Genomic DNA, 14,726 nt, shown 5'->3' with positions numbered 1-14,726 from the left:
AGGGTCTGCACCGTGGTCTGCAACGAACGGATCAACTCGTTGAGATAGCCGCCCAGTTCGCTGAATTCGTCCTTGCGGCGCACGTCGAACTGGACCCGCAGATCGCCGGCCGTGACCTGGCGCAGCGAGTCGCGGAATGCCTGCAGTGGTCGCCGCAGGCCGCGGGCGACCCACAGGCCGATGATCACGGCGGCGCAGATCGCCAGCAGGGCAACGATGGCCAGGACCTGGCGGCTGGTGGCCACGCTGGCATCGGTATCGCTCTTGGCTTGTTGCGCCACGGCGACGGCACCGGCGCTGAGGGTGCGCAGCGCATCCAGGGTCGCCTGCAGGGCAGAGCCGGTGCGCTGGCGCTGGGCGTCGAACTGGGCCTCGGCCGCGGCCTGCCGCTCATAGGCCTGGCGCAGGCCATCGGGCGCGGTCATCTCGTGCAGCAGCCGGGTGACCATCACCCCCACGATGCGCGCGCTGCGCTCGTCGATGGCGGCCAGGGCGCGCAGCCGGTCGGTGATGACATCCTGCTGCTGGTTGAGCGTCACCGCCAGACCTGGCAGATCCAGGCGGGCCGCCTGAGCGGCGAAGGCGGCATAGGTCTTGTCCGTCTCGATCAGCAGCATCTGGGCGGCGCGGACCGCCGCGCTGGCGCCTTCCGCCTTCTGTTGCGCACTGTAGGCCTGCAGGTAGCTGGACAGTCGATTGGCCTCCGGCGTGGCATAGCCCTGCAGGGTCCGGGTGGCACGGCGCACCTCGACCAGCTGGCGATAGCTGTCGATGAGGATTTTCGCCTGGTCGCCATAGGCGTTGCCCAGCTTCTGCTCCTGAGCGAGCGCCTGGATCAGCGGGTCGTGGCCGCGCAACAGCGCCGGCAAGCGCTGGTGCAGCTGCAGGTAGTCGGCGAACTGCTGCTGGAATTGCTGCTCGTGCGTGGCGATCGGCGCGGAATCGGTCTCGGCCAGCAGACTGAGCAGGGTCTGGTTGGCGCCTAGCAGCTGCACGTTGATTTCGCCGACGGCCTGGCCGAGCGGCGCGGATTGCTCGGTGATGACCGCCAGCCGCTCATGGATGGACTGGGTACTGGTGAAGCTTATGGCGACGATACCCAGCAGCAGCAGCACCAGAAGAGCGATACCGCCGACTACTCGTTGGAGAAGCGTCATGGTTGTTCCCTGCTTTGTTATCGGTGTAGAGGCAGGAGGCCATTGGCGGCAGGTGTCATCGTGCGTCTCGATGCCTGTCCATGGCCAACATCCCCGCAGCCTAGTCTTATCCCCTGACCTTTCCGCAGGGTCTGCGGACGTGCGGCCTGCGCCGGGCGATCAGCTGTCGTCGACACCCGCCAGCGCTCGCGCCAGAGCCTGGCGCGCCGTTTCGCGTCCTTGACGGGCAGCCGCATCCCCTGACGGCCAGGCACGGGTCGGGGCTCGCATAGCGCCACCGTGCGACGGACACCTCAGGTTGCGATGCTGGAGTGCGCGGCCAGAAACCAATCCGGGCTCAGCCAGGTCCCTGAAAGGTCTCTTTTCTCAGGAATACCCGATGTCCAAAGCTCTGCTGTGCTCCCTCGTACTGGCTACCGCCGCAACCCTGACGGCGTGCGACAAGACCTCCGAAGACCACGCCCAGGACGCTCAGACCCATAGCCAGAAGGCCCAGGAGAAGGCGGCCGAAGGCAAGGTCGAGCGCGCCTCCAAGGAGCAGGCCAAGGCGCAGGAAGACCGGGCCCAGGCCAATGAAGCCGCAGCCACCGAAGGGCGCAACACGCCTCCCGATTCCGCCGTGCCCGGCTATATCAAGACGCCCAGCAAGGAAAATCCCTGAGTCCCGACCCCGGTCGGCTGTCGGTTTAGGACCGGCCGCCGAGGGGGCGATGCGAGAGGCAGGGCCTGCCGCAAGAGGGCTTGGCGCCTGCTTTGCTGTCCAGCGAAATCAGGTCGTGACGCTCTCGTTGGCGGAACATCCGGAGAGCGGGAGGACGAGGGGCAGGGCAAGGCGCTGATCGGCGGCGCGGTGAACGGGCCTAGGCTTGCCGACGACAGCCATCGTCGAGGCGAGCAACGGCTGTTTACATCCGGGCCAGGACGATTAGAGTAGGAGCCACTTCGCCATCATTCGTCCAGCCTCCGGAGCCGCCATGAGCCTTTCGCGACCGATCCACTGGTATCGTGCCCGCAGCACGCTCGAAATCGTCGCTCTGGGCCTGGGCGTCATCGCGCTGGTGATCGCTGTCGATCAGGGCCTGCGCAACTCGCCTTCCGAGCACCTCGCCGACTATCAAGCCTGCAAGGGTGACGGTGGCCTGGCGCGAATGAACGCCATCGGCGAAATCGTCTGCCGGCTGCCCAGCCCGGTGATCGGCCAGGTGGCAGCCAAGACCCCGGCGGTCTCCGGCCTCTAACTACCGCCAGGCTTCTCACTGCGCGGCCCGCTCAGGATCAGCCCGATCCTATGACCGGACCTTTTCGGCCCGGTGATGCCTCTTTCCTGCATTCCTTCCTGATGCCGTCCTGACCTCTGGGCGTGGATCACGGCTACCTGGCATTCGCAATGCGAACAGCTATTGCTTAACGTAACATTTGATAATGAGAGTTTTTATCATTTAAAGTGCTGGCCCTCGCGGGATACCGCGAAGAGCAGCCTTCAAGTGCACGGCGTCGGCTGCAACGCCACGGTCACAAGGATCACCATGAACACCCAAGGAACCCTCTGCCAGCCCGTCCGCCTTCACCGCGGGGCTCTCCGTCAGCTGCTCCTGATCGGCGCGCTGATTCCCTTTCCGTTGACGGCCCTGGCCGCCACGGTGGCCGAGCAGAACGCCACGGAACTGGACACCCTGACCATCGAAGGCAACCGCCTCTACGACATGGCGCCCTCGGAACAGACCGGCGGCTATACCGTGGATTCGGCGACCGTGGGGACCAAGACGCCGGCCGCCCTGCGTGATATTCCCCAGTCGATCACCTCCTACACCAGCGACTACATCAAGGACCGCAACTTCAACACCCTGGACGAGTTGGCCAAGTCCACCGCCGGCCTGCGAGTGCTGACCAACGACAGTGGGCGTTCCTCCATCTATTCGCGCGGCTACGAATACGACGAATACAACATCGACGGCCTGCCGGCGCCCATGACCAGCATCTTCGGCACCGTACCCATCCTCTCGCCCTTCGATCGGGTCGAGATCATGCGCGGGCCCTCCGGGCTGTTCAACAGCACTAGCGAGCTGGGCGGCATCGTCAACATGGTGCGCAAGCGCGGCACGGACGAGTTCCAGGGTCACATCACCGGGCGCTACGGTTCCTGGGACACCAACTACCAGGAGATCGACCTGGCCGGTCCGCTCACCGAGAGCAAGAATGTCCGCGGTCGCTTCGTCGCCTCCCGCGCCGACACCAATGGCGAAGTGGACTACAACGCCAACACCGACCAGAGCTACTACGGCGATCTGGACATCGACCTGTCCGACGCCACCCAGATCTCCTTCGGCCTGATCCATCAGGTCAAGAACCTCACCCCGCACAACGGCTATCCCACCGATAGCCAGGGCAATCTGCTGGACTTCAGCCAGTCGCGCTTCCTGGGCGCGGACTGGAACTACTTCGACGGCAAGACCACCGACGGCATCTTCGAGCTGACCCACAGATTCGATAACGGCGGCTATGGGCGCATCGCCGCGCGGGCGTCGCACCGGGAGGCGGATTACCTCTATGCCTTCACCGGCGGGGCGGTGCAGGCCAACGGCAACACCAGCATTCGTGCCAGCACCCGGGACTTCGAGCAGGACGCCTATTCCCTCGACGCCAGCTACAGCCAGCCATTCGAGGCGCTGGGTCAGGTCAGCGAATTCGTCGTGGGTACCGACTACAAGCACTACGACACCGATTACCAGAACGGCAACAGCGTCCTGGGTACGGTCAATGTGAACAGCTATTCGCCGACCCGCTTCGCCAGGCCGGCCCGTACCTACCAGACCGACTTCAGCAGCGAGGATCGCGAATTCGGCCTCTATTCCAAGGTCACCTTCCGCCCCATCGAGCGCCTGGCGCTGATCGGTGGCGCCCGTGTTTCCTGGTACAAGGGCGATGCCTACACCACCACCCTGGCCAGCGGTGCCGAGGCGGGGGAGAGCCAGAAGCACAGCGGTTTCGTCACTCCCTATCTGGGTACCGTCTACGACCTAGACGACTACCATTCCCTCTATGCCAGTTATTCCAAGGTGTACAAGCCGCAGAGCGAGCTGGATGCCCAGGGCAAGGCCATCGATCCGCGCGAGGGTGACCAGTACGAAGTCGGCATCAAGGGCAGCTACTTCAATGGCGACATGAATGCACGCCTGTCGATCTTCCAGCTGACCGACGAGAATCGGGCCTCTACACCATTCGACGCCAATGGCGTGGCGATCAACGGGTATTCCGAAGCGTCCGGCAAGACCCGGGTGAAGGGGGCCGAGATCGAGGTCAGCGGCAAGCTCACCGAACAGTGGGAGATGCTCGCCGGCTACACCTACATGGATACCCAGAATCTCAGCGGCGATGGCAACACCCTGTTCGAAGCCATGCCCAAGCACATGGCCTCGCTGTGGACCAAGTACACCCTGGCGGGTGGTCCGCTGACCGGGCTGAGCATCGGCGGCGGGGTGACCGCCATGAGCGATTTCTCCCAGACCAACCAGACCTCCGGGGTCACCGTCTCCGCCCCCGGCTATGCCACGGTGGATGCCAAGTTCTCCTATCCGGTCACCCAGCAACTCACCGCGACCCTGGACGTGAACAACCTCCTCGACAAGGAATACTGGTCGCGCGTAGGTTCGGTTTCCACCTTCAACTTCCAGGGCCCCTCGCGCAGCGTGATGGTCGGGGCGCGTTACGACTTCTGAGGTTCAGGCCGACCTGGGTCAGGCTCAGGTCGGCCAAGGCGCTGCACGCCGTGACGATCTCTTCCACGATGTACCGAGATGCGATGAAAGATTCACTCTTCCAGCGGGACGATGTCGGCAGCGAGCCCTGGTGGCAGGCCGTGGCCTGTCGCGGCACGCCGCTGATCGAACCTACCGTGGCCGGGCGCTATCGCCTGACCTTTGTCTGGCGCGATCCCGAGGGCTTGGCCGAGCGCTCCCGTACCCGGCGGGTCTGGCTCAATATCACCGGGGTCACCGACCATCATCAACCAGGCCTGCCGCAGAGCCTGCAGCGCCTGCCAGGCAGCGATGTCTGGGCCTGGGAGACCGAGCTGGAGGGCGGCTGGCGCGGCAGCTACTGCCTGATCCCCGGCGGGGAACCGGCACCGTTCGAAGGCCAGGCCCACCCCGATCTCCAGCGTATCCGCCTCTGGTGGCGCAGCGTCTTTCCCCTGGCCCAGGCCGACCCGCTCAACCCCCGGCGCGCCTGGCAGGGTGGGCGCGGGCTGGCGGTGTCGGGCGTGCACCTGCCGGAGGCGCCGGCGCAGCCGGCCTGGGCGGCCTTTGATATCGACCGCAGCCTGGCGCCAGCGGCCTGGCCGAGTCTGCAGCAGTACCAATGGACGAGTGCTCGGCTGGGTAATAGCCGCCCGGTATGGGTCTCTGCCACCGGTAATACCACCCCGTTGGAACGGCCGCTGGCCATCCTGCTGGATGGACAGTTCTGGGCGCAGACGATGCCCATCGGCGCGCCGCTGCAGCAGCTAACCGCTGCCGGGCAACTGCCGGAGGCGGTCTATCTGCTGATCGACAACAGCGACCGCGCCCTGCGTGGCAGCGAGTTGCCCTGCAATCCCGAATTCTGGCTGGCGGTGCAGGAAGAGCTGCTGCCGCAGGTGCGCGACTGGGCGCCCCATGCGCAGTCACCGTCCTCGACGGTCGTCGCCGGGCAGAGCTTCGGCGGACTGGCGGCGCTCTATGCCGCGCTGCACTGGCCGGAGCGCTTCGGCTGCGCCCTGAGCCAGTCCGGTTCCTTCTGGTGGCCGCAGCGCGGCGCGCCGGGACGGCTGTTCGAGGCACTGGCGAGCGGGCAGGGGAGCACGCACCCCTTACGGCTGTTCATCGAGGCCGGGCTGCGCGAGCCGGCCATCCTCGAAGCCTCCCGCGCCCTGGTCCCACGCCTGCGCGAGCAGGGTCACGACCTCGACTACCGCGAGATCGACGGGGGCCATGATGCCCTCTGGTGGCGCGGCGGGCTGCTCGATGGCCTGGTCCGCCTCTGGCGACCCCTGCTCGCCAACGCCCCTCGCTAATTCCCCTTTTCCAGGAGCTCCGATGGACGCCCTCAATCCCTTCGACGATCCCGCCCAGGTGCTGTTGATCCTGCGCAATGCCCGCGGCCAATGCAGCCTCTGGCCAGAGGCCATGGCCGTGCCCACCGGTTGGGAACCGGTGTTCGGGCCGGCGCCGCGCCTGGCCTGCGACGACTGGCTCGCCAGCCACTGGCGCGATATCCGCCCGGTTGCCTCCCTGCCTTCCTGACTGGAGTTCCTGTGTCTTCCACGCCCCGTTCTCGCTTTCCCGAGTTGCCGCTGGTCGCTGCCCAGCCCGGTATCTGGCTGGCCGACCAGCTGTCGCCCCATGCCAACGCCTTCGCCGTGGCCCATCTGGTCGAGCTGCGCGCGCCGATCGACGCCCAGGCGCTGAGGGCGGCCATCGTCCAGGGCCTGGGGGAACTGGACAGCCTGCAACTGACGTTTGCCGAGCGCGAGGGCGAGCTGGTGCAGTGGATCGACAGCGCCATGGCCATCCCTGCGCCCGAGTGGCTGGACCTGCGTGGGGCAGCCGATCCGGAAGGCGTAGCGCGCGCGGCCATCCGCACCGATCTCGACGGCGACCTGCGGGCCACCAGTGGCGGTCCGCTGTGGCTCAACCGGATCTACCAGCTGGGCGACGATCACCTGTTCTGGTACCAGCGCTATCACCATTTGCTGATCGATGGCTATGGCTTCGCCGCCCTGGCCAAGCGGGTAGCGGCCCTGTACAGCGCCGCGATGCGTGGCGAGACGAGTGAGCCTTCGCCTTTCGTGTCCTTTGCCGAGGTGGTGCGCGAATATCAGGACTATAAGCAGTCGGCCGTGCGCGAGCGCGACGAAGCCTTCTGGCGCGAGCGTGGCGCGGCCTTGCCGCCGGCGGCGTCCCTGGCGCCGGGTAGTCTGGCGGGGCAGGTGCCGACCCCACGCGTGGTGGAAGCCCGTGCGCGGGTGCCCGCCGCGGTCTTCACCAGGCTCGCCGAGCAGGGCAGGGCTCAAGGGGTGACGGCAGCCGATCTGGCCGTGGCCCTGGCTGCCACCTGGTTCGCGCGCCTCAGTGGCCAGCCGGCCTTCAGCGCCGGCTTCATCTTCATGAGACGCATGGGTTCGGTGGCGCTCAAATCCGGAGGCGCGACGCTCAACGTCCTGCCCCTGGGCGTGCGCACCGACTCGACCCAGACGCTGCCGCAACTCGCCGCCGCGCTGGCCGCCGAGCTCAAGAAGGTGCGCCGTCACCAGCGCTACGACGCCGAGCAGATCGCCCGCGATCTTGGCCGTCCGGGCGATGCCGAGCCGCTGACCGGACCGGTCATCAACCTCAAGCTGTTCGATTTCGCCCTGGATTTCGCCGGGGTACCGGGCATCACCCACGAACTGGCCTCGGGGCCGGTGCGCGACCTGGAGATCGCCCTCTACCTGGAGGCCAGCGGCGCCCTGGATATCAAGCTGCTGGGCAACGCCGAGCGCTACGCCACTGACCTGTTGCAGGGGCACGTGGAGCGCTTTGGCCTGCTGGCCGGGCAATTCGCCGAGCAGCCCGGCCTGGCCCTGGGCGCTGCAGACCTGCTGGCCCCGGCAGATCGCACCTGGCTGGCCGAGATCAATGCGACCAGGCAACCGCTGCCTGAGACCACCCTGGCGACCCTGCTGGCCGACCAGGCAGCGCGCACCCCTGCTGCGCCAGCACTGGCCGATCTGCAGCGTGCCTTCAGCTATCGGGAGACGCGCCAGCAGGTGCTGGCCCTGGCCCAGCGGCTGAGCCATGCCGGGGTAGGGCGGGGCGACATCGTCGCGGTGGCCCTGCCGCGTTCGGTGTTCCTGTCCCTGGCGCTGCTGGCGACGCTTGAGCTGGGCGCCGCCTACCTGCCGCTGGACAGCGGCTATCCCGACGAGCGCCTGCAGCTGATGCTCGCCGACGCGCGACCCCGGGTGCTGGTGACCGATGCCAGCCAGCGCGAGCGCTTCCCGGGGCTGGGCGAGGATCGGGTGCTGATTCTGGATGCGCCGCTGGAGGAGCTGGACCACGAGCCGGTGTTCGCCGGACCGCGTCCAGGCGATCCGGCCTATCTGCTCTATACCTCCGGCTCCACCGGCCGCCCCAAGGGCGTGGTGGTCGGCCATGCCGCCATCGTCAATCGCCTGCTGTGGATGCAGGACAGCTATCCCATTGGCACCGGCGACACGGTCTTGCAGAAGACGCCGAGCAGCTTCGATGTGTCGGTCTGGGAATTCTTCTGGCCGCTGCTGGTGGGCGCCCGGCTGTACCTGGCGCCGCCCGAGGCCCATCGCGATCCCGTGGCGCTGCAGGAATTGTTCACCCGCGAACGGGTGACCACGGTGCACTTCGTGCCCTCGATGCTGGCGGCCTTCGTCGCCAGCCTGGACGAGCCGGCCGCGGTGGCCCGCTGCGCCAGCCTGCGCCAGGTGTTCTGCAGCGGCGAGGCGCTGCCCACCGAGCTGGCCCGTACCTGGGAGCGCCGTGTCGGCGCGCCCCTGCACAACCTCTATGGCCCCACCGAAGCCGCGGTCGACGTCTCCTATCATCCGGCCCATGGCGCCGCCCTGGCGGCCGTCACCGGCAGCAGCGTGCCCATCGGCAAGCCGGTGTGGAACACCGGGCTGCACGTCCTCGACGAACGCCTGCGACCGGTCCCGCCGGGTGTGGCGGGAGAACTCTATCTGAGCGGGGTGCAGCTGGCCGATGGCTATCTGGGCCGTCCCGAGCTGACCGCCGCGCGCTTCATCGCGGCGCCGGACGGGCAGGGCGAGCGGCTGTATCGCACCGGCGACGTGGCGCGCTGGCTGCCGGAGGGCGTCGTCGAATACCTGGGCCGCAGCGACGACCAGGTGAAGATCCGGGGGCAGCGCATCGAACTGGCGGAAATCGATCATGCCCTGCTGGCGCTACCCGGCGTGGCCCAGGCGGTCACCCATGCCCGGGTGCTGGGCGAGGCGGCAGTTACCACCGGCGGCGATGCTCGCCAGCTGGTGGGTTATCTGATCGCCCAGCCAGGTGCCGCGCTGGACCTGGAGCGCCTGCGGGCGCGGCTGGGCGAAAGCCTGCCGCCGCATCTGGTGCCGGTGGCGCTGGTCGAGCTGGAGGCCTTGCCCCTGGGCGCCACCGGCAAGCTGGATCGCAAGGCCCTGCCGGCGCCCCAGGGCGCGGCCAGGACCGCGAGCCGTCCCCTGGCGCCGGGGTTGGAAAGCGACCTGGCGGCGGCCTTTTCCGAGGTGCTCGGTTGCGCCATCGTGGGTGCGGACGATGACTTCTTTGCCCTGGGTGGCCATTCGCTGCTGGCCATGACCCTGGCGGCCAACCTGCGCCGGCGCCTGCGGCGGCCGGTATCCATCGGCCAGATCATGGTGGCCTCCAGTGTCGCCCGCCTGGCGCGGCAGCTGGAGCAAGACGCGGCCAGCGCGGCGCGGGCCGGCTTCGAGACCCTGCTGCCGCTGCGCCCGGGCGACGGCCCGACGCTGTTCTGCTTCCATCCGGCCTCGGGTTTCGCCTGGCAATTCAGCGTGCTGGCTCGGCACCTGGATCCGCGCTGGTCGCTGCTCGGTATCCAGTCGCCGCGTCCGGACGGTCCCCTGGCCCAGGGTGCCGATCTGGACGCCGTCCTCCAGCGCCATCTGCGCACCCTGCGCGAGGTGCAGCCGCACGGCCCTTATCATCTGCTCGGCTATTCCCTCGGCGGCACCCTGGCCCAGGGCCTGGCGGCGCGGTTGCAGGCGGCAGGGGAAGAGGTCGCCTTCCTCGGCCTGCTCGACACCTATCCACCGGAAACCCAGAACTGGCAGGAGCGCGAAGGCCAGCGCGAGCTGGACCCGGAAGTGCTGGCCGAGGTCAATCGCGAGCGCGAGGCCTTCCTCGCCGCCCAGCAGGGTCTGGCCGATCCGGCGCTAGGGGAGGGGGCGGAGCTGTTCGCCACCATCGAGGGCAACTACGCCGATTCGGTGCGGCTGCTGGCCACGGCGCGCAGCGCGCGTTTCGACGGCGAGGCGCTGATGTTCGTCGCCCGCCGCACCCTGCCGGCGGGAATGGACGTCAAGGCCACCTGGGCGCCCTGGATCACCCGCCTGCAGGCCCACGAGGTGGACTGCGCCCACGTCGACATCATCGCCCCGGCCCAGCTGGCGCAGATCGGCCCGGTGCTGAATCGGGCGTTGAAGGCGCTCTAGGCTTTGCCTGAAAAGTGCCTGCGCTCGGCGACTTTTCAGACAAGCCCTAGACAGCCGGACGCCGCGCCAGGGGCACCACCATGGGGGTCCCGGCCACCGGGTCGTCGATGATCAGGCAGTCCAGGTCGTAGACCGCCTTGATCAGCGCGGGGGTGACCACCTCGCGCGGGCGGCCGGTGGCCAGTACCTTGCCGTCGCGCATGGCCACCAGGTGGGTGGCGTAGCGACAGGCGTGGTTGAGGTCGTGCAGCACCATCACCAGGGTGTGGCCCTGCTGGCGATTGAGGTCTTCCAGCAATTCCAGCAGGTCGATCTGGTGAGTGATGTCGAGCCAGGTGGTGGGCTCGTCGAGCAGCAGCAGCGGGGTTTCCTGGGCCAGGGCCATGGCGATCCATACCCGCTGGCGCTGGCCACCGGAGAGGGTGTCCACTGCCTGATCGGCCAGCTCGAAGACACCGGTGGCCTGCATGGCGTGGGTCACCGCGCGTTCATCGTCGGCGCGCACGCCACCGAACAGCGTCTGGTGCGGATAGCGCCCGCGAGCCACCAGGTCGCGCACCGAGATGTCGCCCGGGGCCTGGGAGCTCTGCGGCAGCAGGCCCAGGCGACGGGCCACCTCCTTGGTGCGATAGCTCTGGATCGCCTGGCCGTCCAGCCAGACCTGGCCCTGGCTGGGCGCCAGCAGCCGGCTCAGGGTGCGCAGCAGGGTCGACTTGCCGCAGCCGTTGGGCCCGATGATGACCGTAAGCTCGCCATCGGGGATGGTCAGCGAGAGGTCCTCGGCGATCAGCTTGCGGCCATAGCCCAGGGTCAGGCGCTCGGCGTGCAGGCGCGAAGCGGGGGCGTCGTTCATGAGCGGCGGGACTCCCAGATGAGCAGGCCGATCAGGTAGAGCCCACCCAGGCTCACCGTGACCAGGCCGACCGGCAGGACATAGGGCAGGAACAGGCGCTGGGCGAGCAGATCCGCGCCCAGCAGCAGCACCGCGCCGGTGAGAGCGGCGGCGGGCAGCGCCAGGCGCTGGGTGCCGGTCAGGCGGCGGGCGATCTGTGGCGCGGCCAGGGCGATGAAGGAGATCGGCCCGGCCACTGCGGTGCCGGCGGCGGTGAGCACCACCCCCAGGCCCAGCAGCGACAGCCGCGTGCGCTCCACCGGCACGCCCAGGGCGCAGGCGGTGTCGTCGCCCATCTCCAGCAGGAACAGCCGCCGACTCAGCGCCAGGCTGGCCGCGCCCGCCAGCAGGATGAAGACCACCGCCGGCCAGGCCTTGGCCCAGGTCAGGCCATTGAGCGAACCGGCGCTCCACAGGCCGGCACTGAAGGCGGCCTCCAGGGAGGCGTGGACGATCAGCCAGGTGTTGAGCGCCATCAGCAGGGCGCGCACGCCGATGCCGACGATGATGAGTCTCAGGGTATCCACGCCGCTGCCCCGCCAGGTGAGGGCATAGACCAGCGCCGCGCTGAGCAGGCCGCCGATGAGGGCGGCGCTGGTGCTCCAGAGGATGCTGGCCTGGAACAGCACCAGGGCGACCAGCACCCCGCTGTAGGCGCCGGTGTTGAAGCCCATGATGTCCGGGCTGCCGAGGGGGTTGCGCAGCAGCGACTGGAACAGCGCGCCGCTGAGGCCCAGGGCGGCGCCGATCAGCAGCGCCAGGGCCACCCGCGGCAGGCGCCACTGGGTGACCACCAGTTCGATGCCGCGCGGCGCCTCGCCGAGCAGCGCGGCCAGCACCTGGGAAGGACTCAGGGCCAGGCTGCCGCTGCCCAGGGCGAACAGCGCCAGCAACAGCGCGCCGCCGAGCAGGGCGAACAGCACGCCGGGCAGGCGCAGGCGACCGGGGCGGTTCATGCCCGGCCTCCCTGGCGCTGACGGCGCGCCAGCCAGATCAGCAGCGGCGCGCCGAGGAAGGCGGTCACCACCGACACCCGCAGCTCGTTGGTCACCAGCAGGCGGCCGACGATATCGGCCGTCAGCAGTAGACTGGGAGTGAACAGCAGGACAAAAGGCAGCAGCCAGCGATGGTCTTCGCCGATGGCCCAGCGACCCAGGTGCGGCACCATCAGGCCGACGAAGGCGATGGGTCCGACCGCCGCTGCGGCGGCCCCGCAGAGCAGGGTGATGGCCAGCAGGCCGAGCAACTGGGTCTGGCGGACCCGGGTGCCGAGGGCCACGGCCAGATCGCTGCCCAGGCTCAGGGCATTGAGGGACGGAGCCAGCAGCAGGGCGATGACCACGCCCCCCAGCACCGGCAGGCTGGCGCTGCGCAGCAAGTCGAGCTGCCGCACGTCCAGGGAGCCGAATTGCCAGAATCTCAGCTGATCGTAGACCTGGGGATCGAGCAGGGCGATGCCCGAGCTGACACCTTCGAGCATGGCGCCCAGGGCCACCCCGACCAGCACCAGGCGCATCGGGTTGAAGCCACCGCCACCGGCGACGCCGGCCAGCAGCACCACCAGGCTGGCCAGCAGGGCGCCACCGAAGGCGAAGCCCAGGTACTGCTCGGGACCGCTGGCACCGAACAGGGCGATGCCCAGCACCACGGCGAAACTGGCACCGGCATTGACGCCGAGGATGCCCGGGTCGGCCAGGGGATTGCGCGTCAGCGCCTGCATCAGGGTGCCGGCCACGCCCAGCGCCGCGCCGGCGAGCAGACCGGCGAGGGTCCGCGGCAGCCGCGCCTCGCGCACGATCAGACAGGTCGGCGCGCTGCAGCCCTGGCCCAGTGCCTGCCAGACGTCGGCCAGCGGGATGGCGGTGGCGCCGAGCGCCAGGCTGGCAGCCATCACCAGCAGCAGCAGGAACGCGGCGCAGCCGAGGATGAAGAGGCGGCGCCCGGTCATCCGCGGCGACCGACGGGAAGGGGAGTGGATGAGAACAAGGCGTATTAACACATGATAGTCTGTATTACATGCTAACAGCCTTGCCCCGGCGGCTCGATAGCGTCCCCTGTGTTTTTCCGGTGATTCATGTCCAAGACGTCCTTCCTGCTCGACTTCGGCCTGCTCAGGTCCCACACCGCCTTTCGCACCCTGTTCATCGCCCGCCTGGTGTCCGTGCTGTCCCTCGGCCTGCTGGCCGTGGCCATCCCCATCCAGGTCCAGGCCCTGACCGAGTCGCCGCTCAAGGTGGGCCTGGCGCTGAGCATGGCCGGCATCGGCATGTTCGTCGGCCTGCTCACCGGCGGGGTACTGGCCGACCGCCTGGAGCGGCGCCGCCTGATCCTGGCGGCACGCTCCATCTGCGGCCTGGGCTTCATCGGCCTGGCGGTCAACGCCAGCCTGCCCGAGCCGTCGCTGACCGCCATCTACCTGCTGGCGCTGTGGGACGGATTCTTTGGCGCCCTCGGCGTCACCGCGCTGCTGGCGGTCACGCCGATCCTGGTCGGTCGCGAATCCATGGTGCAGGCCGGTGCCCTGAACATGCTCAGCGTGCGGGTGGCGGCCATCGTCGCGCCGCCGCTGGGCACCCTGCTGATCGCCCAGAGCGGCGTGGCCTGGAACTATGGCCTGACCGCCTGCGGCACCCTGATCACCCTGCTGGTGCTGCTGCGCCTGCCGCCGTTGCCGCCGCCAGAGCAGCCGCGCGAGACCCCCTGGGAGGCCTTGGGCGGCGGCATCGCCTTCCTGTTCGAGAATCGCCTGCTGGGCGCGGTTGCCCTGGTCGGCGCCCTGGTGACCATGGCCAATGCGGTGCGGGTGCTCTATCCGTCGCTGGGCGAGAGTTGGGGGCTGGATACCGCCCACCTGGGCTGGCTCTACGCCGCCGCGCCCCTGGGCGCGGCCATTGGCGCCCTCACCAGTGGCCGACTGAACCAGGCGCCACGCCCGGGGCGTACCCTGCTGATGACCGCGGTGGCGACCTTTCTGGCGGTGGCGGTGTTCGCGCTGCTGCCCGGTTTCTGGCTGTCCGCGCTGTGCCTGGTGCTGTTCGGCTACCTGGGCGCGCTCAATGCCCTGGTGCAATACGCGCTGATCCAGCGCCTGACGCCGGATCGCCTGCTGGGGCGCATCAATGCGCTGTGGACGGCGCAGAACATCGGCGGCGAGGCCATTGGCGCGGCGCTATTCGGCGGCCTGGCCAGCCTGATGCTGCCGGCGCAGGCGGCGTTCGTCTTCGGCCTGGTCGCCACTGGGGTGGCCGCCCTCTGCTGGACGCTGGCCCGAGGTCTGCGCAGGGCTGAAAGCCTCGGCACCTGATCCGCTCCGGTGCGCCTGGCGTAGCGTGGAAAACCGCGCAGCGTTTTCCACTGGGGGCTCATGGCGATCAGCGATGGACAAGACAGATCGCGGCCATGGGCCGCTCCTACAGGCTAGACGGTACCTGTAGGAGCGGCCCATGGC

General features: G+C 68.6%; 10 protein-coding genes and 1 pseudogene. 7 read left to right on the top strand and 4 right to left on the bottom strand.

Annotated elements, in window-relative coordinates:
- Positions 1-29: 29 nt before the first annotated feature.
- Positions 30-425 (bottom strand): annotated as a pseudogene (locus QMX82_RS26135) (HAMP domain-containing protein); the annotation flags it as partial.
- Between the two features lie 1,111 nt (positions 426-1,536).
- Here QMX82_RS26135 and QMX82_RS19350 point away from each other — a divergent pair.
- The 6 genes from QMX82_RS19350 (at position 1,537) to QMX82_RS19325 (ending at position 10,386) form a co-directional block, all read left to right on the top strand.
- Positions 1,537-1,818, top strand: a complete 282-nt coding sequence (locus QMX82_RS19350; RefSeq protein ID WP_273805894.1) for a hypothetical protein — start codon at positions 1,537-1,539, stop codon at positions 1,816-1,818.
- A 313-nt stretch (positions 1,819-2,131) separates the two neighbouring features.
- A complete protein-coding gene (locus QMX82_RS19345) occupies positions 2,132-2,395 on the top strand; it encodes a hypothetical protein (RefSeq protein ID WP_208691772.1) in 264 nt (87 codons plus the stop codon).
- Between the two features lie 288 nt (positions 2,396-2,683).
- Positions 2,684-4,873: a TonB-dependent siderophore receptor gene (locus tag QMX82_RS19340; protein WP_282286622.1), complete on the top strand. Its 2,190-nt coding sequence runs from the start codon at positions 2,684-2,686 to the stop codon at positions 4,871-4,873.
- An 83-nt stretch (positions 4,874-4,956) separates the two neighbouring features.
- Positions 4,957-6,207 (top strand): enterochelin esterase, encoded by a 1,251-nt coding sequence (fes, locus tag QMX82_RS19335; RefSeq protein ID WP_282286620.1) that lies wholly within the window; start codon positions 4,957-4,959, stop codon positions 6,205-6,207.
- Positions 6,208-6,229: 22 nt separating this feature from the next.
- Complete coding sequence (locus QMX82_RS19330) at positions 6,230-6,436, top strand: MbtH family protein (protein ID WP_282286618.1); 207 nt, start codon at positions 6,230-6,232, stop codon at positions 6,434-6,436.
- A gap of 11 nt (positions 6,437-6,447) precedes the next feature.
- The gene (locus QMX82_RS19325; protein WP_282286616.1) at positions 6,448-10,386 is read left to right on the top strand and encodes an enterobactin synthase subunit F; all 3,939 of its coding nucleotides are present in this window, start codon (positions 6,448-6,450) and stop codon (positions 10,384-10,386) included.
- A 46-nt stretch (positions 10,387-10,432) separates the two neighbouring features.
- On the opposite strand, the gene QMX82_RS19320 is transcribed toward QMX82_RS19325, so the two are convergent.
- The 3 genes from QMX82_RS19320 to fepD are packed head-to-tail and all read right to left on the bottom strand — an operon-like array spanning position 10,433 to position 13,226.
- Positions 10,433-11,239, bottom strand: a complete 807-nt coding sequence (locus QMX82_RS19320) for an ATP-binding cassette domain-containing protein (protein ID WP_208691767.1) — start codon at positions 11,237-11,239, stop codon at positions 10,433-10,435.
- Positions 11,236-12,234 carry an iron-enterobactin ABC transporter permease gene (fepG, locus tag QMX82_RS19315; RefSeq protein ID WP_282286614.1) on the bottom strand — a complete coding sequence of 333 codons (999 nt, stop codon included), beginning with the start codon at positions 12,232-12,234 and terminating at the stop codon, positions 11,236-11,238. The genes QMX82_RS19320 and fepG overlap by 4 nt, the downstream gene beginning before the upstream one ends.
- A complete protein-coding gene (gene fepD / locus QMX82_RS19310) occupies positions 12,231-13,226 on the bottom strand; it encodes a Fe(3+)-siderophore ABC transporter permease (protein ID WP_282286612.1) in 996 nt (331 codons plus the stop codon). Before fepD ends, fepG begins: the two co-directional genes overlap by 4 nt.
- A gap of 126 nt (positions 13,227-13,352) precedes the next feature.
- On the opposite strand from fepD, the gene entS reads away from it, so the two are divergent.
- Positions 13,353-14,582, top strand: coding sequence for an enterobactin transporter EntS (gene entS, locus QMX82_RS19305; RefSeq protein ID WP_282286610.1), 1,230 nt, complete (start codon positions 13,353-13,355; stop codon positions 14,580-14,582).
- Positions 14,583-14,726 lie beyond the last annotated feature (144 nt).

Origin of the sequence: Pseudomonas sp. PS02302 (assembly GCF_029959585.1) — a bacterium.
GTDB classification, from domain to species: domain Bacteria; phylum Pseudomonadota; class Gammaproteobacteria; order Pseudomonadales; family Pseudomonadaceae; genus Chryseomonas; species Chryseomonas aestiva.
The sequence above is the reverse complement of the archived record's forward strand: the minus strand, read 5'-3'. Positions and strand labels throughout refer to the sequence as shown.

Bases quoted from the DNA above. Each gene is read 5' to 3' on its own strand.
- QMX82_RS19350 (WP_273805894.1), top strand. From the start codon at position 1,537: ATGTCCAAAGCTCTGCTGTGCTCCCTCGTACTGGCTACCGCCGCAACC.
- QMX82_RS19345 (WP_208691772.1), top strand. From the start codon at position 2,132: ATGAGCCTTTCGCGACCGATCCACTGGTATCGTGCCCGCAGCACGCTC.
- QMX82_RS19340 (WP_282286622.1), top strand. From the start codon at position 2,684: ATGAACACCCAAGGAACCCTCTGCCAGCCCGTCCGCCTTCACCGCGGG.
- fes (WP_282286620.1), top strand. From the start codon at position 4,957: ATGAAAGATTCACTCTTCCAGCGGGACGATGTCGGCAGCGAGCCCTGG.
- QMX82_RS19330 (WP_282286618.1), top strand. From the start codon at position 6,230: ATGGACGCCCTCAATCCCTTCGACGATCCCGCCCAGGTGCTGTTGATC.
- QMX82_RS19320 (WP_208691767.1), bottom strand. From the start codon at position 11,239: ATGAACGACGCCCCCGCTTCGCGCCTGCACGCCGAGCGCCTGACCCTG.
- fepG (WP_282286614.1), bottom strand. From the start codon at position 12,234: ATGAACCGCCCCGGTCGCCTGCGCCTGCCCGGCGTGCTGTTCGCCCTG.
- fepD (WP_282286612.1), bottom strand. From the start codon at position 13,226: ATGACCGGGCGCCGCCTCTTCATCCTCGGCTGCGCCGCGTTCCTGCTG.
- entS (WP_282286610.1), top strand. From the start codon at position 13,353: ATGTCCAAGACGTCCTTCCTGCTCGACTTCGGCCTGCTCAGGTCCCAC.